This is a genomic window from Dysgonomonas sp. Marseille-P4361 (genome assembly GCF_900343125.1).
In the GTDB taxonomy this organism is placed as follows: Bacteria; Bacteroidota; Bacteroidia; order Bacteroidales; family Dysgonomonadaceae; genus Dysgonomonas.
Map to the genome: position 1 here is coordinate 130,300 of NZ_OPYL01000003.1, position 26,763 is coordinate 157,062.

General features: G+C 35.5%; 20 protein-coding genes. 14 read left to right on the forward strand and 6 right to left on the reverse strand.

Annotation, left to right across the window (positions count from 1 at the left end):
• Positions 1-28 precede the first annotated feature (28 nt).
• On the reverse strand, positions 29-2,920 hold the full coding sequence (locus DHU68_RS06900) for a PD-(D/E)XK nuclease family protein (protein WP_108822252.1): 2,892 nt from the start codon (positions 2,918-2,920) through the stop codon (positions 29-31).
• 151 nt (positions 2,921-3,071) lie between these two features.
• Here DHU68_RS06900 and DHU68_RS06905 point away from each other — a divergent pair, with 151 nt between their 5' ends.
• From DHU68_RS06905 to DHU68_RS06915, 3 genes are all read left to right on the forward strand, one after another.
• Positions 3,072-4,286, forward strand: a complete 1,215-nt coding sequence (locus DHU68_RS06905; RefSeq protein ID WP_108822544.1) for an NAD(P)/FAD-dependent oxidoreductase — start codon at positions 3,072-3,074, stop codon at positions 4,284-4,286.
• A 104-nt stretch (positions 4,287-4,390) separates the two neighbouring features.
• On the forward strand, positions 4,391-6,856 hold the full coding sequence (gene pheT / locus DHU68_RS06910; protein ID WP_108822253.1) for a phenylalanine--tRNA ligase subunit beta: 2,466 nt from the start codon (positions 4,391-4,393) through the stop codon (positions 6,854-6,856).
• A 106-nt stretch (positions 6,857-6,962) separates the two neighbouring features.
• Entirely contained in the window at positions 6,963-8,264 is a 1,302-nt protein-coding gene (locus tag DHU68_RS06915) for a DUF3472 domain-containing protein (protein WP_108822254.1), read from the forward strand.
• Positions 8,265-8,332: 68 nt separating this feature from the next.
• Here DHU68_RS06915 and DHU68_RS06920 read toward each other — a convergent pair whose 3' ends face one another.
• The gene (locus DHU68_RS06920) at positions 8,333-9,349 is read right to left on the reverse strand and encodes a pentapeptide repeat-containing protein (protein WP_108822255.1); all 1,017 of its coding nucleotides are present in this window, start codon (positions 9,347-9,349) and stop codon (positions 8,333-8,335) included.
• Positions 9,350-9,501: 152 nt separating this feature from the next.
• On the opposite strand from DHU68_RS06920, the gene DHU68_RS06925 reads away from it, so the two are divergent.
• From DHU68_RS06925 to DHU68_RS06935, 3 genes are all read left to right on the forward strand, one after another.
• The gene (locus DHU68_RS06925; RefSeq protein WP_108822256.1) at positions 9,502-10,332 is read left to right on the forward strand and encodes a nitroreductase family protein; all 831 of its coding nucleotides are present in this window, start codon (positions 9,502-9,504) and stop codon (positions 10,330-10,332) included.
• A 140-nt stretch (positions 10,333-10,472) separates the two neighbouring features.
• On the forward strand, positions 10,473-11,198 hold the full coding sequence (locus DHU68_RS06930) for a YebC/PmpR family DNA-binding transcriptional regulator (RefSeq protein ID WP_108822257.1): 726 nt from the start codon (positions 10,473-10,475) through the stop codon (positions 11,196-11,198).
• Between the two features lie 100 nt (positions 11,199-11,298).
• Positions 11,299-12,555, forward strand: coding sequence for a DUF5103 domain-containing protein (locus DHU68_RS06935; protein ID WP_108822258.1), 1,257 nt, complete (start codon positions 11,299-11,301; stop codon positions 12,553-12,555).
• Here DHU68_RS06935 and DHU68_RS06940 read toward each other — a convergent pair whose 3' ends face one another.
• Complete coding sequence (locus tag DHU68_RS06940) at positions 12,556-13,740, reverse strand: class I SAM-dependent methyltransferase (protein ID WP_108822259.1); 1,185 nt, start codon at positions 13,738-13,740, stop codon at positions 12,556-12,558.
• Positions 13,740-18,182, reverse strand: a complete 4,443-nt coding sequence (locus tag DHU68_RS06945) for a translocation/assembly module TamB domain-containing protein (RefSeq protein WP_108822260.1) — start codon at positions 18,180-18,182, stop codon at positions 13,740-13,742. The genes DHU68_RS06940 and DHU68_RS06945 overlap by 1 nt, the downstream gene beginning before the upstream one ends.
• A gap of 366 nt (positions 18,183-18,548) precedes the next feature.
• On the opposite strand from DHU68_RS06945, the gene recR reads away from it, so the two are divergent.
• The 4 genes from recR to DHU68_RS06965 are packed head-to-tail and all read left to right on the forward strand — an operon-like array spanning position 18,549 to position 20,764.
• Positions 18,549-19,172, forward strand: coding sequence for a recombination mediator RecR (recR, locus tag DHU68_RS06950; protein WP_108822261.1), 624 nt, complete (start codon positions 18,549-18,551; stop codon positions 19,170-19,172).
• Between the two features lie 19 nt (positions 19,173-19,191).
• Positions 19,192-19,644 carry a BT0820 family HAD-type phosphatase gene (locus DHU68_RS06955; protein WP_108822262.1) on the forward strand — a complete coding sequence of 151 codons (453 nt, stop codon included), beginning with the start codon at positions 19,192-19,194 and terminating at the stop codon, positions 19,642-19,644.
• 23 nt (positions 19,645-19,667) lie between these two features.
• On the forward strand, positions 19,668-20,204 hold the full coding sequence (locus tag DHU68_RS06960; protein WP_108822263.1) for a GNAT family N-acetyltransferase: 537 nt from the start codon (positions 19,668-19,670) through the stop codon (positions 20,202-20,204).
• A complete protein-coding gene (locus DHU68_RS06965; protein ID WP_108822264.1) occupies positions 20,201-20,764 on the forward strand; it encodes an L-threonylcarbamoyladenylate synthase in 564 nt (187 codons plus the stop codon). Before DHU68_RS06960 ends, DHU68_RS06965 begins: the two co-directional genes overlap by 4 nt.
• A gap of 55 nt (positions 20,765-20,819) precedes the next feature.
• Here the strand turns inward: DHU68_RS06965 and DHU68_RS06970 are convergent, their stop codons facing one another.
• Positions 20,820-21,500, reverse strand: coding sequence for a DUF1080 domain-containing protein (locus DHU68_RS06970; protein WP_108822265.1), 681 nt, complete (start codon positions 21,498-21,500; stop codon positions 20,820-20,822).
• 155 nt (positions 21,501-21,655) lie between these two features.
• Positions 21,656-23,551 (reverse strand): molecular chaperone HtpG, encoded by a 1,896-nt coding sequence (gene htpG / locus DHU68_RS06975; RefSeq protein WP_108822266.1) that lies wholly within the window; start codon positions 23,549-23,551, stop codon positions 21,656-21,658.
• Positions 23,552-23,946: 395 nt separating this feature from the next.
• Between htpG and DHU68_RS06980 the strand changes: the two genes are divergently transcribed.
• From DHU68_RS06980 to DHU68_RS06995, 4 genes are all read left to right on the forward strand, one after another.
• Positions 23,947-24,483 (forward strand): RNA polymerase sigma factor, encoded by a 537-nt coding sequence (locus tag DHU68_RS06980; protein WP_108822267.1) that lies wholly within the window; start codon positions 23,947-23,949, stop codon positions 24,481-24,483.
• A gap of 169 nt (positions 24,484-24,652) precedes the next feature.
• Positions 24,653-25,108, forward strand: coding sequence for a DUF4494 domain-containing protein (locus tag DHU68_RS06985; protein WP_108822268.1), 456 nt, complete (start codon positions 24,653-24,655; stop codon positions 25,106-25,108).
• A gap of 10 nt (positions 25,109-25,118) precedes the next feature.
• Positions 25,119-25,790, forward strand: coding sequence for a YggS family pyridoxal phosphate-dependent enzyme (locus DHU68_RS06990; RefSeq protein ID WP_108822269.1), 672 nt, complete (start codon positions 25,119-25,121; stop codon positions 25,788-25,790).
• Between the two features lie 22 nt (positions 25,791-25,812).
• Positions 25,813-26,754: a hydrogen peroxide-inducible genes activator gene (locus DHU68_RS06995; protein ID WP_108822270.1), complete on the forward strand. Its 942-nt coding sequence runs from the start codon at positions 25,813-25,815 to the stop codon at positions 26,752-26,754.
• The last annotated feature ends 9 nt before the right edge of the window (positions 26,755-26,763 follow it).

Here is a 26,763-nt window from a genome sequence, read left to right on the forward strand (position 1 = left end):
AGCACATTATCCAGATGAATAATGTGTTTTATTTTTTACATATATTAGTAAATATACACCATCGGCAAGCCTCACCCGTAGCTGTTTGTACAAAAGGCTCCGACTCATTAAAAATTTCATCGAGACATTCATCGAAATATTCTTTAAACTCGTCTCTATAAAGAGAAAAATCAACAATACGCGTCTCGTCCCGTCCTTCTTTATGAATCACATCTGCATCAAATTTCTTAGAAAACAGATTACGCAAATAGTAGATACCCGGCTCTATAATTTTCCCCGGATTTTCTAATAGATAAAGATGTGAATACATAAATACCTGCATCACAGCTTTTGGACGATCCTTTAACTCCTTGTCGAAAAGATCTGTGATTTTATTAAATTGCAAGTCACCCCGTCCTGTTTTGTAATCGATAACGCGCGTATGCCCTTTAACCTCATCTACCCTATCGATGAATCCTTTCAGTGATACCCTTTTTCCAGAAGGAAGCTGATAGTCGGTCTTCAACCTTTTCTCTGAGTCTACATAGATAAACGGAGTCTGTTTTCTATCCGTCTGCAACACTTGCTTGACATATTTACGTACAACCTCACTTGCCAAGTAATTCTGACCTGTAAGTCTCTTTACCTTATCAGTCTTGAAATAGTTCTCTGCAAAAGATCGTTCAATAGTCGTTGTCAACAATTTCTCATCATTCGCTATCGTGTGTAAAAGATCGGCCGTGACCAGTTTCCCTTTCAGTGGCTCATATAACCATTCCATTACAGCATGAAAAATAGTTCCGAAAGTGCTTGCCTCAATAGATTCGGCTATCTCATCTTCCTCGCTCATTCCCTCCACTACGGAGAAATAAAATTGCAGAGGACAATTGAGATAGGTATTTATAGCACTTGCTGACAAGCTTTTCTCTCCACTTGCCAAGAAAGCAGACAACTTTTGCATTATCTGCGGTGTCTTATTTACGGTGATAGACATACTCTCCGATGACGATATCTTATATGTAGTCAGTTTTTCCGAAACATCAAAAGTATCTGGATACAGATGTTTAATCTGGTTATAATAACGGCTCACTTCTCCCGACTGTAGTCCTTCGGTACGTGTATCATACAAGAGATAGATACGTTTAGCCCGATTTATCATCCGATAGAAGTGATAAGCGAATATACTATCCTGATGTTCGTATGTAGGCAATTCAAACCCTTTACGCAAGTTGTAAGGGATGAAGGAGCTTGTTGCACGCTTCATAGGGAAGATGCCTTCGTTCATAGATAAGATTATCAGATTCTCGAAATCCAAGGCACGTGTTTCCAATACTCCCATAATCTGCAAACCGGATAAGGGTTCGCCATGAAAAGGGACACTTATACCTACTATCAGCTTTTTCAAAAGCTTGAAATAAGTCTCTATCGACATATCGGGTGCATAAGAGGTAAAAGCCTCTTCCATCTTATTCATCGTTTTATAATATTCAACAATGAACTCGCCTTCTATGTCTATTGATCTTACATTATCTTCTTTCTCCTCGTCCTCATTTTTCTCTTTACTTATCAGAAGCGACCTCAGACCTGACAATATATTTCGGATATAATCGGGCACTTGTGTCCAGTCATTCAACGGGATAAAAATCAGTTTAAAAATATCGTTCGTCTGAAGTTCTGATGCAGAAACAGTTGTCTTGTTATATTGCAAAATCATCTGCTTCAGCCGTTTTGCATCCTCTCCGACAGTGGATGTTATATACCGATGGTTCAGAATAGCCATAACTGGTTTGTAGTAAAACCCTGCATAATTTTCAGACTTTCTTACATTTCGCTGCAACTCGAAAACATGCTCCATCAATCCCGCAATAGAACTATTCGACAGATTGTAACCCATTGTTACATTGATCTTATCTATCTCCTCCGGAATAGAGTACAATGTCGGCAGAAGCAGATTCTCGTCAGGAAGTACCAATGCAGTATTCATTGCCTGAGACGATGACTGTATCTGTTTGTCAGCTACAAGAGACTGTAAGATAGTATAAGCATATTTCGCCTGACCAACTGCTGACGGAATGCCTATAATCTCCAGTTTTGGTTTCTCCATACTTAACTCTTCAGGTTGTAGAGACAGTTGTGAAGGAAATTGCACTTTATTTTTATCGATGAAGAACGAAGCCTTATTCTGAGGATCTTTCACTAGAGGAGATGAATAATCCCAATAGAAATCAGCTATCTTTCTTTTATGTAAATATTTCAACAAAGTTTCTTCCGACTTAGTATGCCCATTTAGCCCTACAAAAACAATCTTTTCGAAAGGTAATTTATAGTCAACATCTTTAGATACTCTATCTATCACATCCCTGAATATCATTCCCTCGTATGCTTTCCCTTGGGTACTGAGTTTCTCTCTTAACAAAGAATAAAGCTGAAAAAGAACTTCCCACATTTCGAGGAAATCTTTCTTTTTTTCATTTTCCCCTATTGGTAAAAAGCTACTCCAGAATCGTCTGATAGCCTCAATCTGCGTTTCGGTGAAATAGCTGAACCCTGCATCTATTTCTTTCAGGTCGTGTATATTACGAAATAGCTGTTGTGCATCAACTAAGTATTTATCCACATCATCGAAGTCGTTCAGTAGCATTTCTCCCCAATACAAGAACTCATCGAAAGACTCAGTTGTACCGCTGATTTTCTTATAAATATCAAACAATAAAAACAGCATCTCGATGCGATCCGCTTTTTTATATGGGCTCAATCGTTCGAAAAGATCTGTAACAGTCAGTATTTCGGGCGAGAATATCGGTTTATTGGCTATTTGCGACAGATAGTGCTGAAAGAAGATACCTGCTCTCCTATTCGGAAAAACAAATGTATAATTACTAACTTCTTGCCCGTATGCCTTATAATAAGCCTGAGCCACATTGTACAAAAAAGGAATCATCTTCGATTGAGCTATTTTAAGTGATGCTTGATGCAAATTTAGTAATTAAAAATTCTTTCTCTCTCAAATTATATACGAACTTAAATCTGTATCAGGATTAGCAAAACAAATTTTACTTATATCTTTGTAGATTATGCAAAATAAAAATATCATGGAAGAAATCGTATATGACTGTATAGTCGTAGGAGGAGGAATTAGTGGCATTTCATTCGCTCATAATCTGAAAAAGTCAGGTAAGAAAGTTTTGATTCTTGAAGAAAAAGAAAAGATTGGCGGACAAATTAAGAGTGAATTTTCGGACCATAACCCTACATATTGGCGTGAGCTAGGCGCTCATACTTGCTACAATTCATATACTCATCTTTTATCCATGCTGAAAGATATAGACTGTACAGATATTATTCAACCACTTGGGAAAGGAAGTTATGTCGTCTACTCAGATGGTAAGATAAAGAAGATGTTTGCAGAACTATCATTCATTCCTTTGATGTTTAACGGACCACGCATATTTTTTACATCAAAAGAGAATAGAACTGTAAAAGAATATTTCAGCAAAATAGTAGGTAAATCAAACTACGAAAAGTTATTCTCTTGTCTGTTCAGAGCCGTTATATCTCAAAGCGCAGATAACTATCCTGCCGAATTGTTTCTAAAAAGAAGAAAAGACCGATTCGAAGATTTCCCTCGCAAATATACTTTCCGAGAAGGAATAGCCTCGCTATTAAACACGATCGGAGAAAAGGATAATCTCACAGTTCTTACCAACTCTAAAGTTGACAAGATAGAAAGAACAGAGGAAGGGAAATTATATAAAGTGACTACCTCCGAAGGGAATAGTTATACAACTCACTCTCTAGGTTTGGCTAGTGACACTCAAAATTCAGCAAAACTATTAAGCGAACTAGAGCCTAAAACAGCAAGCCTCTTATCAACTGTCCCGCTTTTCCATTCCGAATCGTTAAGTGTAGTGGTACCGAAAGAGAAGATTGATTTGCAAGCTGTGGCCGGTATTATTTCTCTGTCAGAAGATTTTCATTCTGCCGTATCTCGTGACTTGATAGAAGACCCTAAACTAAGAAGCTTTACTTTCCATTTCGAAAAAGGAGAAAAAAGCGATCAGGAAAAGATGGAAGTAGTATGCAAAGTTTTGAAGATAGCGAAAGAAGATGTTCTCGATTCGAAACTCGTAAATCATGTGCTTCCTTCTCTGAGAATTGAGCATTTAAATATGGCTGACAAAGTAGCTTCGTTAAGAACAGATAAAAATATATACATTCTCGGCAATTACTTCTACGGACTGTCTCTCGAAGACTGTGTAAACCGATCGGTAGATGAATTTGCCCGTTACGAGCAAAATAATGCATAGATATAAGCTCGGTTAAATAGAATCAAACTACTTTGTTATAGACCGAATAAAATATATTTTGTACTTTTGACAGACTTTTTTGGAATAATATAAAACATCATATAATGAATATTTCATACAATTGGCTAAAAGACTATTTAGACTTCGATTTATCTCCGGTAGAAACTGGTGACGCCCTTACTTCTCTGGGACTTGAAACAGGAGGTGTAGAAGAAGTAGAAACCATCAAAGGCGGATTGGAAGGTATCGTGATTGGCGAAGTATTGACTTGCGTAGATCACCCCGATTCGGATCACTTGCACATCACAACTGTAAATGTAGGTCAGGAAGAACCGTTACAAATAGTATGCGGTGCTGCTAATGTTGCTGCCGGACAAAAAGTTGTAGTAGCATTGGTAGGTACTAAACTCTATTCGGGAGAAGAGACTTTCGCCATTAAGAAATCGAAAATCAGAGGAGTTGAGTCATTTGGTATGATCTGTGCCGAAGATGAAATAGGCATTGGAGCAAGCCACGATGGTATCATCGTTCTGCCCGCCGATGCAAAAGTTGGTACTCCGGCAAAAGAATACTACAATATCAAGAGTGAGTATGTACTTGAAGTAGATATTACTCCTAACCGTATAGACGGAGCTTCACACTACGGTGTAGCACGAGATCTGGCTGCTTATTTGAAACAAAATAAGCTAAAAGGAACACTAAACTTGCCTAAAGTAGACGGTTTCAAAATTGATGTTCCAAGTGGAGAGATAACAGTAAAAGTAGAAAATACAGAAGCTTGTCCTCGCTACTCGGGTCTTACTATAAAAGGCGTAAAAGTAACGGAAAGCCCTGAGTGGTTGAAGAATAAATTGACGCTGATTGGTCAACGCCCTATCAACAATATTGTTGACATCACCAATTATGTGATGCTTAGTTTAGGACATCCTCTACATGCTTTCGATGTGGCATATATTACCGGAGGAAAAGTTATCGTTAAACCTCTATCCGAAGGTACCAAATTCACAACTCTTGATGGTGAGGAACGCACATTGAGCGAAAGAGACCTAATGATATGTAACGAAAACGAAGGAATGTGTATCGGTGGCGTATTCGGAGGGTTAAAATCAGGTGTAACTGAAACAACAACCGACGTATTCCTCGAATGTGCTTATTTCAACCCTACATGGATACGCAAGACTGCTCGTCGTCACGGACTAAGTACTGACTCTTCGTTCCGTTTCGAACGTGGATGTGATCCTAACGACACAATCTTTGTATTGAAATATGCTGCTATGCTGATTAAAGAATTGGCTGGCGGTGAATTTGTGGGAGAAATACAAGACGTATACCCTACCCCTATCGCGAAACCTATTGTTGAAGTTTCGTATCAAAAAATCAATTCGTTGATTGGGAAAGATATCGACAAAGAAACGGTAAAATCTATATTAGACAGTTTAGAGATTGTTGTAGAGAAGGAAACCGAAGAGGGTCTTACATTGTCTATCCCTACATACAGAGTAGATGTACTACGCGATGTGGATGTGATCGAAGACATCTTGCGTGTATATGGTTACAATAACATTGAAATGGGAGAAAGTGTAAAATCAAACCTTTCGTACCAATCGCCTACAGATAAGAGCTACGATCTTCAAAATCTGATTTCGGAGCAATTGACAGGTAGCGGTTTCAGAGAGATTATGAATAATTCGCTTACGAAAGAAGCTTATTATACAAACTCAGAAGTTTTTCCTGCGTCAAGATCGGTATATTTGATCAATCCATTGAGTACTGACCTAAACGTAATGAGACAAACATTGCTATATGGAGGTTTGGAAAGTATTGCTTACAACAGAAACCGTCAGAATCCAAACATCAGATTCTATGAGTTTGGTAATTGCTACTTCTACGATGCAGATCGCAAATCGGAAGAAGATGTTCTGAGAGAATATAGCGAAGAATTTCACCTTGGTATCTGGTTGAGCGGAAACAGTGTAGATACAAACTGGGCTGCCCCTGACGAAAAATCAACAGTATATCAGCTAAAAGCTCATGTAGAGAATATATTCACACGTTTGGGTATCACAACCAACAGATATGAATACAAGCAATTCTCAAATGAACTATTCAGCACAGCAATCGACATACAAGCCAAAGGAAAAGGAAAATCGTTAGGTGTTATAGGTATTGTTAGCAAAAAAGTGCTGAAAGCACAAGATATTAATTCGGATGTTTTCTTTGCAGAACTAAATTGGGGGGCTTTGATGAAAGAGATTAAGAAACATAGTGTACTATCTTCTGACATTTCTAAATTCCCAGCTGTAAAAAGAGACTTAGCTTTATTGTTAGACAAGAATGTATTATTTGACGACATAGAGAAGATTGCCTATAAAGCAGAACGTAAACTTCTGAAAGACGTTACTCTGTTTGACGTATACGAAGGCAAGAACTTACCGGAAGGCAAGAAATCATATGCTGTCAACTTCGTGTTGCAAGATGATGAAAAGACACTAAGCGACAAGCAAATTGACGCCATCATGCAAAAAATACAGAAATCGCTGGAAAATGAGCTTGGTGCTCAGTTGAGATAAAAGATATTAATATCGCTTATATACAAAGGATTCTCTTTTAGGGAATCCTTTTGTTTTATTATAATTGTTTACCTTTGGGTAATCAAACTAAATCATACAGAAAGACATGAAAAAGATTCTAACCTTATTTTTCTACTTATTATTGACAGGAGGGCTTCTTTTTGCCCAAAACACACAAGAAAATGTTCTACAAATAATTAGTATCCCGATCGATGGGAATACTTATATTACTGGCGAACAACGAGATCGAAATGCGCTGAGTGAAGCAGGTATCACAAATTGGAATAATCCTGTACTCAAATTTTCTTCTTGGTTTAAAGTTTCTAATCCGGGATCGTTAAATGTGTCTCTTCGTACCAAGACTGTTGGAGAAGGTTCTACGATTAAGGTCTCAATAAATAATACTTCGCAAGAAATAGTTCTTAAAAATAATAGCTGGTCAATAATTCCTGTGGGTCAGATAAATGTGGACAAAGCCGGATATGTACGTATCGACCTTGAAGCAATCGACAAGAAAGGTGATGTGTATGCCGACATATCGGATATTATAGTGAGTGGCTCTGCTGCAGAAAAAACGATATACTTTGTCAAAGAATTCGGAACCTATTGGGCAAGACGTGGCCCTTCCGTTCATATGAAATACACACTCCCTCAAGGTGAAGATATAGAATGGTTCTACAATGAAGTAACTGTGCCCGAAGGACAAGATGTTATTGGTTCGTACTACATGTCAAACGGATTCAATGGCGGTTACTTTGGGATGCAGGTAAACAGTCCGAACGAAAGACGCGTTCTTTTCTCAGTATGGAGTCCTTTCACCACTGACGATCCGAATGAAATACCGGAAGAAGATAGGATAAAAACATTAGCTCGTGGAGAAGATGTACATATCGGAGAATTCGGGAATGAAGGTTCAGGAGGACAAAGCTACCTGAAATACTCTTGGAAAGCGGGTACTACCTATAAATTTCTAACCCGCATACGTCCTGATGGCAAAGGCAATACCGTTTTCACGTCTTACTTTTATGCTACAGACGAAAATCGCTGGAGATTAATAGCTAGCTTCTCTCGTCCTAAAACGGATACTTGGTATCAAGGAGCGCATTCTTTCCTCGAAAATTTTATACCTGAGCAGGGCTATATAACAAGAGAAGTACTATTTGGCAATCAGTGGGCTGTAACCAACAAAGGAAAGTGGATGCAAGTATCTGAAGGAACATTTACATATGATGCAACTGCCAATTCCGGAGTTAGACAAGACTATCAAGGAGGAATAAAAGGGAACTGCTTCTACTTGAAAAATTGCGGTTTCTTTGATGATAACACAATCTATAAAAGTGTTTTCGAAAGAAATACTATTAATGATAAGAAACCAAAGATAAATCTAAAGAAGTTACCTACTAAATAGAATAAAAGAGAAGCGAGCCGTAAAAAATTTACGACTCGCTTTTTATATCCGCTTACTATTCTTTTCAACTAAGCCTTGGTCAACTCTGCCGACTGAGTTCTTATTTCTTCTAACGAATATTGCTCTAATACAGTGTTTCGGAAATCAACGTTTTCTTCGAAAATTGTATTCTGAAAATCTACGTTCTTGAACTTCGCTTTATTAAATGAAGTATCAGCAATAATGGTATCCCAAAGATCGCACTGATCGAATTGACTTTCTTCGAAAGTGGAATTGTGAATATGTGAGTTATCGAAAACAACTTTTTCGAATCGAGTATTCGAAAAATCAGTCTGTTCCACAAAGGCATTATCCATATAACAAGAAATAAAACTACACTCTTTAGCTGATGTTCGTATGAATTTTGTTTTTGTAAAGTCTACATTCTCTATATGTGCCTGATCAAGATCGATATCTTCGAAAATACAATGCGAAAGATCTGTCATAAGGTCACTATAAACGAATTCATTATTCTTAAATAAAACTGTCATAATAGTTTGAATCACTATCGTTGGCTTCTTGTTTATCAGCCACTCTGTACCTTCTTCCTTATTGACTATTTTCTCCGTATTCTCACGTACAAAAGCACTTAGAATTTCATGAATAATCTTTACATATCCTCTCTGCCGTTCATCGCCTACCGATGATTCGAGAGCAATTTGATGAAGTGCATATACACCCGACAACATAGAACTCACACTCCCACTATCCAAAAGTGTTGCAGCATCCTTGAAGCGACTGTTAATCTGCCCTTTTTCGTTAATATTGTTCTGTCGGGTTTGTTCTGCAACACGTCTGTTATTAATCCACAAACCAAGCACAACAAGACCGCCTCCCATTACAGTTGCAACAGTTTTCACATACTCTCCTAAGGCAGAAGGAGTATCGCCAAACAATAATATATGAGCATCTAGCTTATAGAACAAAATTCCTATAAAAAGACTACCCAATATTATTATTAAAAATATGTATTTGTAATAGATTTTCGAAAGTTCTTCTTTATTCTTCTTCAGTACGTATGATAAAGTTTTACGTTTTTTTGACATATATCCTCCTTTTTGATCATACAAAGATAACACTTTAAGATTAAACGAGTTTTTAAAAACTATTGTACGACTAATACCCCATTCTAAACTGATCGATTCGAAACAAACCAATCTTTCGTATCTTTGCCATCTGGAAATAAAACGAAAAAACGATGATTAAACTAGAGATAGATAAAGACACTTGTATCCGTTGCGGACAATGTGTTTCCGTTTGTCCGGTTCGTATATTGACTCAGACTGAAGATAAAGGCGAAATAGGTGTTATCAACTTACAAACATGCTTAGAATGTACACAGTGTGTATCGATCTGTCCTACCGATTCGGTTCATCACTCCTCCTTCTATAAAGTATATAATGTAAAGAAAGAGATATTGCCTTCAGCCGAATCATTACTTGAACTGATGCATAAGAGAAGATCAAACAGAGCATTTTCTCAAAAGCCAATTCCGATGGAATATCTGGATATGATACTTGAAGCGGCTAACCTTGCACCTACAGCGAAAAACAAACGTCCTTTGAAATATACACTCATAACCAATCCGTCGACATTACAAGCTGTACACAAAGCATGTATAGATGTTTGCAATAATCTATATATACAGTTTAGCAAGTCTGATGATGCAGAAATAAGAAAGAAAGGTCTATATTTTCAACGTTTAAGTCAGGTTTATAATAATGGATATGAGGTTATTCTTCGGGGAGCTACTGCTTTAATCCTTATCCATTGCGAAGATATCGAGTTTACTCCCGATGCAAATCTTTCGTATCAGAATGCCTCCTTGATGGCCGAAGCTTTGGATGTCGCTCATTTCTATACCGGATATCTGAGGCGATTGTCCATGATGGATACAGAAGATATTATCCGTAATACAATAGGAATCAAAGGACAACACATTTTAGCAGGAATGGCTTTGGCTATGCCAAAATATACATTTAGCAAATATGTAAAAAAAGAAGATCTGAAAGTAACAAAACTGCTTTAAAGTCGAAAAAGAGGCTTAGAATTCAATAAAATAATGAGCTTAGATTTATTCCGATTAAAGCTTTTATACTTAGCTTATATGTAATATTTTTTATACTTTTGCATAGCAAAATAAAACAACATTAGAAATTTTAAATACCCATGGGAAGAGCGTTTGAATATCGCAAAGCAACAAAAATGAAACGTTGGGGCAATATGGCCCGAGTGTTCACTAAGCTTGGTAAACAAATTACCATAGCCGTAAAAGAAGGTGGACCTGACCCGGATACAAACCCACGTCTTCGTGTGTTGGAGCAACAAGCGAAGAAAGAAAACATGCCGAAAGAAAATGTTGAACGTGCGATAAAAAAAGCAATATCGAAAGATGAGGCTGACTATAAAGAAGTAAACTACGAAGGATACGGACCTTTTGGTATCGCAATATTTGTTGAAACTGCAACGGACAATCCTACTCGTACAGTAGCAAATGTACGCAGCTATTTCAATAAGTTCGGAGGTTCTCTCGGAACATCGGGAAGCTTGGAGTTTCTTTTCGATCACAAATGTGTATTTAAGATATCAGCCAAAGAAGGTGTTTCGTTGGAAGATCTTGAACTTGAGTTAATCGACTATGGTGTAGACGAAGTAGAACAAGATGGAGACGATATTATATTGTATGGTGAGTTTAAATCATACTCTGATATTCAAAAATATCTGGAGGAAAATGGCTTTGAAATTCACAGTGCAGAGTTCGAACGTATTCCTAACGACTTAAAAGAGTTGTCGAAGGAGCAACAAGAACAGATCCAAAAACTATTGGATAAATTCGAGGATGACGAAGACGTTCAAAACGTATTCCACAATATGAAAGAAGACTTTGAAGAATAAAATATATACGTTATATATTCCGTTAAGAAACTGTAAGATAGAATGTCTTACAGTTTTTTTATTACATTTGCTTTACTGATAAAGTATTCAAACGAGATTAATGATGAAATATAAAGCGACCTTCATTCTATTATTTTTTTGCAATTTATTATTGGCGCAGCCCTACAGAACACAGGCTTTGTCTCCCGAAATACATACGATAGAAGTAAGCAAAAATGGGAATTCGAATTTCAAACCAATTATAGAACTGAATAAAGGAGACTTTGTGAAGATCGACTTCGACCGTATTTCCGAGGATTCCTTCAATAGATTAAGATATAGAGTATTGCATTGCGACGCTTATTGGAAAGTAAGTTCTTCAATATCAGAGATCGACTACATGTCGGGATTCAACGATAATTATATAGACACTTACGATCCATCAATCAACACCACTGTCGAATACACGCACTTTAGCCTGCGAATACCAAACAATGAGATACAACTAAAATTGTCGGGTAATTATGTAGTTGAAATATACGAAGAAGATGATCCGGAAACAGTACTATTGACAGCATGCTTCTCTGTTGTAGATAATCAGCTGAGCATAGCATCCTCCGTATCGTCAAATACAGATATCGATACAAACAGAAACCACCAGCAGCTATCTTTTACGCTACATCATCAAGGAATGAATATAAGAGACCCTCATACCGAACTTATTATTTTTGCTCAACAGAATAACAGGCTTGATAATGAAAAGGCAAAGTTGAAACCTACATATGTTAACCCCGGAAAATTGATATTTGAACACAACAGAGATCTCATATTTGAAGCCGGTAATGAATACAGACGTTTCGAGACATCCAGTTATCGCTCAAATGGGATGAATGTAGCTCACATTGAATACAGACGTCCGACCTATATCATGGATATTGCAGCCGATAAGGTTCGGGCAAATCGCGGCTACAGCTACGATCAGGATCAGAACGGAAAATTCTTTATCCGTACCAATGAGGGAGAAGATAATAATATAGAAGCCGATTACTTTGTTACCAATTTTACGATACCAATGGAAGAACCTATTTCTGATGATATTTATATAAATGGTGATTTTACAAACAATACGTTTTCGGAAAAATATAAAATGCTATATGATGAAGGTAATAAGGTCTATTATCTTTCATTACTCCTTAAACAAGGGATGTATAACTATCAATATTTAACAAAGTCAGGAAATCGTTTTTCTACTTCAAAAATAGAAGGGAATTACCACGAGACAGAGAATGAATATATCATCTATGTATATTACCGACCTTCGGGGCAACGTTACGATAGTCTTATAGGTGTACAAACAATATATTCAAGAGAAAAATAATCACTTTATCTTCTCGCAAACCAGCAAAACCTTCTTTTCATCTGTCATAGTGGTAGCGAAAATATAAATATCTCCACCTTCTTTTATCTTGGTCTTTTTTCTGATTTCCTGAACCGAAAGAGGAAAATTTCGGACAGTTATATTAGCCTGCCCTATTTTAGAGAGGTGATCTTTAATATCTTTTTTACTAAAACTTAAAATATTGTTTATCAGTAAGATACGCCCATCGAAATCTTTCATAAGCACATCACTACTATATAAATGACTGTTAACGTGCAATTTATCAATCCCATAAGACTGAACAATAGACTTATAGGCTCCCGCTTTTAGTATTGATGCATTGGGTTCATATAGATATTTTCCTGCATTTGACCTGTAATTAATCTTCGCAGACTCTTCTTGCTCTTTAGTAAAAATGTATGTATCCGTTTTATCGTTTCTAATATTGATGCAGTGAAATTGAACAGGCTGCTCCCCTACTCTCTTATCCTTAACAAACAACAACTCTTTACATTCGTTGTTTACACTAACAATATGTACATCTGTAATCCCTTCCAGAGTGTTCAATGCCAATGTAATATCAAGCATAGGCGACAGCTTGATGATCACCTTTTCTTTGGCTTTCTCTTCCAGAAGATCTTCTATCTCTATAAGGTTTGGAGTACAATCTTCGATCAAAACTGTTTTCTTCCCCACATTATTGCGACGAGCCGGATCTATAAATATAGTATCTACTTTAGGCATTGTTCGCAAATAAGATACACTATCCTGATTTATTACCTCTGCGTTGCTTAAACCCAGTGTCTGAAAATTCTCGGTTGCAATCTCAGTCAACTCCTCTTGTTGCTCTACATAGATCGCTTTAGAAAATGACTTTGACATAAAAGAAAAATCAACACCTAAACCTCCGGTCAAATCAACTAAGGAATCTCCACTACATAACGAAGCTTTATATAAGGCTGTTTGCTCTGAAGAACTCTGTTCGAGCGAAAGGTGTTTCGGATAGATTATCTGCTCATAGCCATACCATGTTGGCAACTTATCTTTAGCTATTTTCCTTCCCTGTATCTGACGTATAGCCAACTCCATGTCAATATGGGCATATTTCTTAGCTTGTAAAGCCAAAGCACGAATATCATCTTTTTCATGCTCTTTCACAAAGTCTAATAATTCCGGAGTTAGCATTATTTCTTGATCTTAACAAAAGGGCTCAATTCACTTCCTTTTTGCAAGGAGTCAGGAAGCAAAGGCATAAGATATTCAGATAAAGTCTTCTTACGTTTTTGGGGTCTAACAAAAAGTTCCTTAAAGTTATCAAAGTCCTTTTTATATATAATACCTATTCCTTGAGTCTGTGTGGCTCTTAATGTGTAATAATATTTCTCGTTGTAGTGATTGTAAGCCTTAATACGCCAGGTTCCAGCATTGTTAAGCAAATACTCAATATCTACATCTGCTACCATTGCTTCTCTATCGGCATTAATATCGTTGCGATATCCGAAGTTTCCATTGATAAGAAGTCTATCATTCAATAGCTGGCTAGACAGTAATAATTCAGCCTCAGTATAGGTCATGTCTCTGTCACTATAGCGTAAGTTTGTTCCCAACTGCCATCTATCATCTATCTGACTTACAATATTGGTTAACTGATTCGATAGCGTAGCTGACGCTAAGGCAGCAAAGTCTGAAGTAGGACTATCCACTTCGGCTCCTCGTGGAGCTCTAAACTTAGACAGAATCAACAGATAGGCAACCTGTTTATTGATTTCATCTTCAGTATTAATAATGTTTTTAACCTGACGTTCGATCTCTGCATCAGTAGAAGGAAATTTCAAGTCTAAGCCGATGGTAGGGCGTTGTAATTGACCTGTCAATTTAAGAATACAATTAACCGGAATTGTAGTCTGACCAGTAAATTGTGCCAGATTCTTATCCAAATCGCCCAAACTGGCATTAACCTTATACATTGCCTCTACGTCCAGATTAGCTTCGAATGGATCGCCTCGGAACTGTACACTACTTCCATCAAGTATAGTGAACCGACGTTCCATAATACGCTGGAAAGTGAAGTTATAACTACCTCTGTTTATATTATATGTTCCGAAAAGACGTGGAGAAGATTTTGTGTTCCATTGAAACTGCATCGCTCCACTTCCCGATCCTCTAAGAATATCACCTCCTACCGGATCCATTACTAGTTCTACTACAGCATCAGGGGTTGCATCAACATAAAAGTTCATATTAATAGCCATTTCCGAATCTGTTTTTATAGGAGTTAACATCTTCGACTTTGGAACTTTTACTGAATCTTCCTCTTGCTGACTTTTATAAGTAATGAAAGAGTATTCGTTGATTGTTTCATCCATGAAATTCATACGAATAACTGTTTGATCCTCAGTTTTCATCCTTATGTCCAAATCAACAATCTTCTCATCCCCACTAATCGTACCACTTCCGCTGCCCAATACCTTACCATAGAAAATAGGATTCTGAACCTGAGTCGCATTATATAAAAGGAAATTGTCAGCCGATAAGTTAACCAAATAATTAAAATCGCGGAAATAGTCATGTGAGACTTTTCCACTTGCAATGGCCCTATTATTGTTCTGATCCAATAAAGTCAGATTGTCAAAATAGATCAAATCCTTCTTCATGTAGACTGTATCAGTGAATATGTAATATGTATTCAGAAATTTGATACCTAAACCTCCATCCTGTATAAAAGCTTTACCCTCGACTGTCACATTAGAGAAGTCTCCGAACAGATGTACATTTCCAGAGCCACGTCCGGTTATATTATCAAATAATGTTGCCGCATATTTGTTCAAGAAACTAACATCGACACTATCTGCATCAAAATTAATAGATAGTCGTTGCTTTATTGGGTCAATAGAGCCTTCTACCTTTGTCAGTTTATTCTCCTTACTAGTTATCAAACCATCCATAGCGACCTGATTTGTTTCCTTGTCCAGTTCACTAAATAGGCTTAAATGTCCTAATTCTGTCCCATTAAATTTAAAATCAGTAACATTCAGATTCGTAGTTGCATAAGGTTTCGATTCCACTGTCGACACATTTAAACTACCTGTCGTATATCCACCAAATTGAAGAGCATCTATTGCAAGTGTCTGAAATATATACTCCAAGTCAATATTTTTCAATTCGGACTTCAACACATCATCCTGATCATTTGAATATCTTCCATTTATTTTTATTTCTTGCTCTCCATTCTCATTATAAACCAAGAAATTATTCACCGAATAAGATTTATTTTGTATATATACATCCGATTGCTCCATCTTCCAGGATGCATTATTGAGGAACAATTCACTTGGTAAGATATTAATATCAACAGCTAATGGTATATCCTCTTCTTTTATAAACTCTGTATTAATATGAAATGCTCCTTCAGCTTTTTGCTGAGCCTCATTTGTTAAATAGATATTTGTATTAATCTTATTATTATTCAACATGGAAGCTATAGTAACATTATTCTCTACATCCTTCTTCCCTAAAACAATAGTGTTGATAGTTGCCGTCAAAGTATCGTTTGGGTTTTCTACAAGTATGTGACTTTCCCTAATCTTCATTCCTCCGGCTTTTATAGAAGGTGAGCTGACTTCAAGATTAAATCGATCCGTTATGTTGTTATAAGAGCCTTTTATATCAGCATATTCATGTATTGTTACCGGTAAGTTAAGAATATCACTTAGACTATCAGTACGATTTAGATGAAAATCGAATGTGAATATATTATCCTTGTCATCCGGTTTTTTCTTTGTATTTACTTTAACCAAAGCTGACAAATAAGGTTGTAAACTTTGCTGAATATTTGTTGCTATAGAAGAGAAAGAATAAGCGCCTTTTATATTCCCATTGATTATGTCTGATTCTACAGTTAATTCCCTATTATCAGCTAAACCTGAGATATTCAACAAGAATTTATCTAGTTGGAATAGTTTATCTTTCCGTATAAAATCGACTGAGTCTATCTTAATATATCCCTCAGCATTATCTATATCCTTCCCTCTAAAGTCAGCATCGATCTTAAATGAGAGGTGAGATTGTTCCATATTCTTCATAATATTCAACTCTCCCAATTGAATATTATGAGCTTGGGCTTTAAAGTTTAAGTCTGGATTCTCTTTATCCGACAAGTCAAACAAACCATCTATATTAAGATATCCATTTTTATCATTTAGGGCTAAATTTCCATCTATTTTTAAACCGTCATAACCACCGTTGAATAATATTTCATCATAAGTGTATCCTTTATAGTCAAAGTCCCGCACCATACCTTCTGCTGTTCCTTTCATTTTCCCATAGGTATTTTGAACAAGATCAACCGCTATGTTTAGGGATATATCTCCTAAATCCTTATTGTTAGCCAATTTTCCTAAATTGAAATCTGTAGTATAAACTTTTCCTTCAAAATAAGAACGAACACCATTTCTAGGGTTAAATCCGAACAAGAGGTCTGTTTTAACTATACCTAAATCAGTATCTAGACTACCAAAGGCTGTAAGCTGTTTTAGATATCCCGATATATCTCCCACAAAAGATATTGTACCTATATTTTTCAATACAGAAGGTAGTTTCTTCTTATTCTTGGAAAAATTATTTACAATATTTTCTAAAGATCTGTTAGCTATAAAAAGCTCATCAATACTACCAAGCAGATAAGTTTTATCAGGAAATCGAAGATCTTTAATTTCAGCATTAGCTATCAAACGAAGTTTATCACTTTCTGATATGGATAAATCTTGGACTAGAAGATCATCCATACTTCCCTTTATATGCCCTTCTAAACGAATATCGTCTTCAAAATATTGAAAAAATGGCACTAATGATGATATATCTTTAGGTGTAATAATCGAAGAACCTATCTTTAAATCCAGTTTCGCATAGTCCAAAACTTTAGCTGTATCACTAATGGGAGTCAGATCCAAAGCACATTTATCGAACACCAGGTTTGACCCCGGAAGATCTAATTTAAAACCTCGAACAGAATATTTTTTCTCCTGAGAAACTAATCTAAAGACCAAATTTGATAGCTCAAATCCACTCTTTTCTTTTAGGCTTATTTTTCGCACTTGAATATTCAGGGAGTCTGATTCTAAAGATTTCAAAGCAAACTTCCCCTCAAAATCAGTAATTGCAATATGATTTACATCAAATTTGTCATTTTTTTCCGGAGCACTTTTCAAATCATAATTCAATTTACCATTCGAAACATTAAGCGCATTAAGCACAAAGTTTATTTTCGATTTCGGACGTTCATCTTTAGACTTAAAAGCATCTATAACATACTGAATATTTAAAGGACTCTCAGGTGTTTCTTTAGACAAATACACTTCAAAATCGGTAAGCCATGCAGAAGTTATGACTAACTCTCCTTTCAACAGAGAGAACAGATCGACCCCTGCAGAAACCCGATCTGCCACTAATATTTTTTCCTTAGATAAATCGTATAAATAAAGGCTATCTAATTCGATCGTATTAAATGGCTGAAAATGTAAACGTCCGACTCCAAGATCAGACCCTATTTTCTTTTTCAATTCTTCTACAATCAAATCTTTGGCATACTCTTGCACCTTTGATGTGTTCAAAAGTCCAAAAGAAAGCATAATCACTCCGATAATTATGCCTAAAACAGATAAAAATATTTGCTTAAACCGTCTAATAACACTACACTTTAAGTATGCAAAAGTATTAAAAAAAACAAGACCACACCCCAACCTTCAAAAGGTATATTCTAGTCTTAAGATTATTTATTGAAATAATATCTAAAAACGATGCTAAACAAGATTAGAAACAACTGGCTTTAATAAACAATTCGACTTTAACCTATTGTTATTTATCAACAAAGAGACTCTTAAATAAATACTATCCAGATTATCTCTTATAAATAACATTAATTCCGAGCTAATACTTATTTATAGAATCCATGAAATATTCATATCTTTACATCTCTAAATTAGGTAAAAATAAAAATGATTCAAAAATATCCTTCTGTATTGCTCGAAAATGCAGTAAACGAGTTTGCCAAGCTTCCGGGAATAGGTAGAAAAACAGCCTTAAGGTTGATATTATACCTACTTCGGCAAGATGATGCTATGGTAAACAATTTCTCTCATTCTCTTATTAAGCTAAAACAAGAAGTAAAATACTGCAGTGTGTGTCACAATATTTCTGATGGAAATATATGCCCTATCTGTTCCGACAAATCAAGAGATGCGTCAACGATATGTGTTGTTGAAAACATTAAGGAAGTGATGGCTATAGAAAACACAATGCAGTATAAAGGTTTATACCACGTATTAGGCGGTATCATATCCCCTATTGATGGCATTGGACCTGCAGACTTAGAAATAGATAGCTTAATAGAGCGTGCAGGAAGGGGCAATATAAAAGAAATTATATTAGCTTTGAGTACAACAATGGAAGGAGATACAACGAACTTTTATATATACAAAAAATTAGCGCCGCTAAATATAAAAGTATCTATGATAGCCAGAGGAATTTCGATAGGTGATGAAATTGAGTATGCCGATGAAGTTACTCTTGGACGCTCCATTTTAAACCGAACCTTGTTTAATGAGTCTTACAGAATGTAAACTATAACACACTATAATTATGATTATTGCTGTTGATTTTGATGGAACAATTGTAGAACATAAATATCCTAAAATAGGACGTCCTATTCCATTTGCGATAGAAACTTTATTAAAACTCCAAAAAGACGGACACGTTTTACTCATGTGGTCTGTAAGAACTGATGAGCTCTTACAAGAGGCTGTTGACTACTGCGAAAGTAAAGGACTTAAGTTTTTTGCAGCGAATAAGAACTATCCGGAAGAAGATGTAAGCACCGCATCGCGCAAACTCAATGCTGATTTATTCATCGATGACAGAAATTTAGGAGGGCTACCTGATTGGGGTGTTATTTACCATGCTATCAGAGCAATGGAAAGAGGTGAAACTTCTTTCGAGCGAATAATGATGTCATCGGGCGAAAACCAACGGGTTAGAAGAAAGAAAAACTTCTTCATTCGCTTAGGTGAAATGTTTGAAAGAGATGGGTATTAACCCCCGTTAGATAAAGAAAAGAGATGTTGCTAGAAAACCCTATCATAAAACTTAGAGCTTTAGAGCCCGAAGATTTGGATATTCTCTACAAATGGGAAAACTCCAGTACATTGTGGCTTCATGGAAATACTCTAGCTCCATATTCAAAATTGGCACTTCGTCAATATATCAAAGATGCATTGGAGATGGATTTGTATCAAAGTAAGCAGTTGCGACTGATGATATGCTTAACCGAAGGAGGACATACAATTGGCACAATTGATTTGTATGATATTGATGCTCACAATCGCAGAGCTGGTGTTGGCATCTTGATAGATAAGGAATACAGACAGAAAGGATATGCAAAGCTAGCTTTAGATTTGATTAATGAGTATGCTTTCGATTTCTTATTCTTCAATCAACTATATGCATATATATCAATCAATAATAAAAAAAGTATCACTCTTTTCAAAAAGTCCGGATATGAAGAAACCGGCATATTAAAAGAATGGATACAACGCACCGATACATTCGAAGATGTATGTATTTATCAATTACTCAATAATAAACAAAAAGAATGAATAACGATATAAAAAAGGCTTTTGATGTATTAGTAGCCGGAGGCTTAATATTGTACCCTACCGATACTATTTGGGGCATAGGATGTGATGCAACAAACGAAGAGGCTGTAAAAAAAGTATACGAGCTAAAAAAACGCGTAGACAGCAAAGCTTTGATTACTTTATTAGACAATTCTGTTAAACTGGACTATTATATACAAGACGTGCCTGATATAGCTTTAGACCTAATTGAGCTCTCAGACAAACCTTTGACGATAATTTACGACAATGCTCGCAACGTAGCAACAAATCTAGTAGCAGAAGACGGAAGTTTAGCTATACGCATTACAAAAGAAAAGTTTTCTTATGAGCTATGTAAACGATTCCGTAAGGCATTAGTCTCTACATCTGCTAATATCAGCGGAGAACCCGCTCCTGCCAATTTTGACGAAATTAGTGAGGAAATAAAAAATGGAGTAGATTATATAGTCAAATATAGACAAGACGACCTGAGCAAAGCAAAAGCTTCTAGCATCATTAAGCTTGGCAAAAATGGAGAAGTTAAGATTATCAGAGAATAAAATTAAAAAGCTGACAGATATTCTGTCAGCTTTTTAATTTACTGGAGCGATCGATTTATTTCAACTCTTTGATCATTATATTTTTAATCTGAGCTTTAGAGTCTCTACTCAATTCTTGAAAACCAATATGACCGCGAAGAGGTCTTTTGTTTATAGGCACAGCTTCTTCTCCGTTATGTCTCATTACTGTCATATCATAATCTCCCATATTAAAGTCCTGAATTAAGACACCATTCAGCTCAACTTTAATATGAGGTCCATCACAAACAATCCAATAACTATTCCACTCGTTCGGTTTATACACTTGTTCTTTAGGAGCTATTGCCCTATAAATACCACCTGTCAACTCTGAGTCTGTAGCCTCTTGATTATACCTAAAATCTGCCATTTGAAGTTCAATACCATCAAAAGCAGGATCTCCTTTGGCTGGCACACGTAGAGCACACCCGCTATTTCCTCTATCACCTAACAAGAAATCAAATTTAAGCTCAAAGTTTGCATATTCTTTTTCACTAAGTAGCCAACCTCCCCTTACACCTTCATTTGTTAATACTCCATCTTTAACTTGCCAGTCAGTTCCTTCGGGTGCAGGGTTAGCAACATCTGCCCAATGTCCGGAAAACCATCCTTGTGGTGTACCATCATTAGGAAAAAGAGGTTCCCATTTAGAAGTTTCAGTACAACCTAAGTTTAGAAATAATATGCTTAATAATAATACATAGAATAAATTTCTCATAGTAGATTTCTTTATTATTTACATTTTAATTGATTTCATTCTGGCAAAGATAGATAAATTTGCTACAAAGTAAAATAGCCGATAGAACCTGTTGTAATTCTATCGGCTATTCTGAAATATTATTAAAAAAGAACTAATCAATAGTTATAAATAAATTATTCATTTACACTATCCATATTTCTTTTTATAAAGTTATTCAAGGCTTCCCCTTTTAGCATACCATTAGAAAGCAATGCTAAGTCAATTAATTGACGAACCTTTGAGTTATCTTTTGCATATGCATCTACCTCTTCTTTTTCTTTTCCCTCTACATCTGCTACAATTTTTTTGATCAAAGGATGCTCTACATTAAGAACTAAATTGTAGCTATTTGGCATATCTCCGTAAAAACTCATACCTGCCTGCATAGCAGACATTTCTTTCATTCGACGCATGAATTCATTTTGGGTTATTTGAAGCGGCTGAGAAGTTTCACTCAATGCCTTATAGTCAACAATAAATTCGGTCTTATCTATGCTTGGCAATTGAGACTTGAATACTTCACTTAGATTTTCTTTTTCTTTGTCAGATAGTTTGACCTCCTTCATATCTTCTTTTTGTATCAGATTGTCAATCGTATCACTATCTACTCGTACAAAGCGGCTTTTCTCAAATTTTTGCTCTAAGAAACCAGCCATATGCACATCAAGCTGCCCATCAAATAAAATAACATCGTACCCCTTATCCTTAGCTGTACTTATATATGCATATTGTTCTTCTTTATTACTTGCATACAAATAGATAACATTACCTCCTTTATCTGTTTGATTTGTTGATATCAGAGTTTTATATTCTTCAAAAGTGAATGCTTTTCCATCTGTATTTTTCAACAAACAGAATTTTTGAGCCCTGTCATAAAACTTCTCGTCTGTTAATATACCATATTCAATAAACAACTTCAAGCTATCCCATTTTTCTTCAAACTGGGCTCGGTCATTCTTAAATATATCTTCTAGTCTATCTGCAACCTTCTTAGTAATGTGATTCGATATTTTCTTCACATTCTGATCGCTTTGAAGATATGAACGCGACACATTCAAAGGAATATCAGGAGAATCAATTACACCATGCATCAAGGTAAGAAATTCAGGAACAATACCTTCTACCGAGTCTGTAACAAACACTTGATTACTGTATAGTTGAATCTTATTTTTATTCAGATCTATATTACTCTTTACCTGAGGGAAATAAAGAATTCCTGTCAATTTGAATGGATAATCCACATTCAGGTGTATCCAGAACATTGGTTCATCTGAAAATGGATACAATTCCTGATAGAATTTTTTATAGTCTTCATCTTTTAAATCCGCAGGCTTACGTGTCCATAAAGGATTTGTATCATTGATCACATTGTCTTCCTCTGTCTCTACAGACTTACCATCTTTCCATTCTGTTTTCTTTCCAAAAACAATAGGAACCGGTAAGAAGCGACAATATTTCTTCAATAATCTATCTATTTCAGACTTTTCTAAGAAGTTTTTATTTTCATCATCAATATATAAGATAATATCAGTGCCTCGTTCTTCCTTTTCCGCTTTCTCTATTGTATATTCCGGCGACCCATCACAACTCCACTTAACAGCTTCCGCACCATCTTTATATGACTTAGTTATTATTTCCACTTTCTTCGAAACCATGAAAGAAGAGTAGAAACCTAATCCAAAGTGTCCGATAATAGAATTTGCATCATTCTTATATTTATCAAGAAACTCATTTGCTGAAGAAAAGGCAATTTGATTAATGTATTTGTCTATTTCTTCATTAGTCATACCAATACCTTTATCGGAAATTGTCAAGGTACCCTTGTCCTTATCGACAATTACATTTACCGAAAGACTTCCTAAATCTCCTTTATATTCACCTATAGATGAATAAGTTTTAAGCTTTTGAGTAGCATCTACAGCATTAGAAACTAATTCTCTTAAAAATATTTCATGATCGCTATACAAAAACTTTTTAATAATAGGGAAAATATTTTCCGTTGTTACACCTATTTTTCCTTTTTGTTCCATAATATCTTGTTTATTATATAAATAATGTTATCTTTGTTTAAGATGGAGACAAAATAAATGCCAAAATGAGCCAACGTGACATTTTGTCGGATCAGAAAAGCATCTATTTATAGCGTTCTTTACTTAATAAAAATTATCTATAAGATATACTATAGTTTGTTTAAAAACACAAAGCAATGATTACAAACACATTAAGCGTAATGTTTTTCTTTTTTAACATTCTATTTTATTCTTTAAATCGTTTTTTTATCCAAGTAAAAAAAAACTGTGTAAATTTGTTTTAACGAATGAGTAGCCAAAATGGACCAATGGTTATCTTTTTTATAAACATTAATATAATCAACCACTGCTTTTCTTCGTTTTATAATTGTTGAATGTACTAAATTCTTTACGGTATGAAGAAAACAATATTAGGCAGCAGCCACCAGTTTGAAGACAAACTTATTGATTTACAGAACAATATGATGAACTTCGCACTTACTTTAACATCTAACAGAGAAGAAGCGAAAGACCTATTACAAGAAACGACTCTACGAGCATTAGATAATAAAGAAAAATATTACGAAAACGTAAACTTCAAAGGTTGGGTATTTACCATAATGCACAACATTTTTGTAAACAATTATAGACGTGTTGTACGCAGCCAAACGATAATTGACCAAACTGAAAATCTTTATCATCTCAACATGCCTCAGAACTCAGGTTTTGACACTCCAGAAGGTGCATATACAATCTCTGAGATAACAAAAGTTATTAATAGCTTTGCCGATGAATACAAAGTTCCATTCTCGATGCATGTATCAGGATATAAATACGAAGAGATAGCTCAACAGCTTAAACTTCCTATTGGAACTGTAAAAAGCCGTATTTTCTTCGCAAGAAAACGTCTACAAGAAATGTTGGCCGACTACAAATTTCAGGACAGAGAATAATCTGATCATATAAGAAAATAAACAATATAGGGTTTGCAATTAATTTTGCAGACCCTTTATTTTAAGCATCAGAGATAAGCTTTTTTTATCAAGTGATAGACATTCTTAATTAAATTTGCTAAATTTGTGTCCAATAATTATAGATTAAATTAATTAAGAATAAATTTATATGCACAATTGGTTCGAATGCAAAGTTTCCTACGAAAAGATGTTGGAAAATGGAATGCAAAAGAAGGTTACAGAACCTTACTTAGTTGACGCTTTATCTTTTACAGAAGCCGAAGCTCGCATAATAGAAGAAATAAGACCATATATAACAGGAGAATTTACGATAACCGATATAAAAAGAGCAAAATTATCAGAGCTCTTTTTTAATGACAACGGCGATCGTTTCTTCAAAGCCAAAGTAATGTATGTTACTCTTGACGAAAAGAGTGGTACCGAAAAGAAAACTGCAACACAAATGTTAGCTCAGGCATCTGATATCAAAGAAGCATTGAAAGTTGTAGAAAAAGGAATGGAAGGCACTCTTGCAGACTATGTAATAGCATCATTAGCTGAAACAACTATTATGGATGTATTTCCATACTCTGAAGACGATAAAAAGAAAATAATTATTTCTTAAACACTTACTAATGGGATTTGTTTTTGACACAATAAAAGCTATAAAAAAAGACTTACCTACACAGGTTAAACTTGTTGCCGTTTCTAAGTTTCATCCTATAGAAGCTATACAAGAAGCCTATGATGCAGGACAACGTATTTTCGGAGAAAGCAGAATGCAAGAAATAGACAAGAAGCATACTGCCCTACCCCAAGATATAGAATGGCATTTTATTGGACATTTGCAAACCAACAAAGTAAAATCTATTGTTCCGTATATACACACTGTTCAGAGTCTCGACAGTTGGAAATTAATGGATGAAATAGAAAAACATGCTTCAAGAATAGATAAGCGTATACGCTGCTTGCTTGAAGTTCATATAGCCGAAGAAGATGCTAAATACGGCTTTTCTTTTGAAAAATGTAAGCAATTTTTAGAAGAAGGGCTTTGGAAAGATTGCAAATATGCTTATCTTGGTGGTGTAATGGGAATGGCCACAAACACTGATAACCATGAAAAAATAAAAGAAGAATTTCGCAGCCTAAAGATTTTCTTCGAAGAAATAAAAGAAAATTACTTTTCTGACAATGACGAGTTCTCTGAGATCTCGATGGGAATGTCTGATGATTATAAATTAGCAATCGAAGAAGGCTCGACAATGGTAAGAATTGGCTCTTCCATATTTGGCAATCGCGAATATTAACCAAACACCAAAATTGTAGGATATGAACATACAACAACTGGAATATATCATAGCAGTAGACAATCATCGTCACTTTGCTAAGGCTGCAGAAGCCTCTTTTGTTACTCAACCAACCCTCAGTATGATGATTCAAAAACTAGAGGACGAGTTAGGTGTTAAAATATTTGATAGAAGCCAGCTACCTGTTCAACCAACAGTTATTGGTACTCAAATCATAAACCAAGCTAGAGTTATAATATCTCAGGTAAAGCAAATAAAAGAGATTATACAAGAAGAAAAAGGAATTGTACAAGGAGTTTTTAAACTTGGTATCATTCCAACTATTGCTCCATATTTGCTTCCTAAACTCATGAAGGTGCATGACCATAATGGTTACGACATTGTTCTTGTTATAGAAGAAACCACAACCGTTCAGATCATAGAAAAATTATTGAATGGCTCTCTGGATGGTGCTATACTGGCCACACCTCTGAAAAATGAGAAAATAGCTGAACATCCTATATACTATGAGCGCTTCTATGCATACGTTTCTCCCAGAGAAACATCCCTATATGCCAAGAAAGAATTAGAAGAAGATGATATAAACATCAATCGCTTATGGCTATTAGAAGAAGTGCACTGCTTCCGGGGGCAGATATTACGAATTTGTAATATGAGAAAACGCAAGAGTTCTCACTCTCTTTTCTCCTATGAGGCGGGTAGCATCAATACTCTTATTAATATAGTAGATAATAATAGTGGACTAACTATTATTCCCGAAATGGCTATCGATGAGCTTACAGAAAAGCAAAAACGTAATGTACGCCCTTTGAAAGGAATTTCTCCGGTAAGAGAAGTTAGCTTAGTAACGCGTCGCGAATTTCTTAGAGAGAGAGTTCTAGATATCATCATATCCGAAATAAAAGAAGCTGTTCCTCAAGCTCTATTAAACCCAGAACTCAAAAAGCAAATTATTGATTTATAATAATCTTTT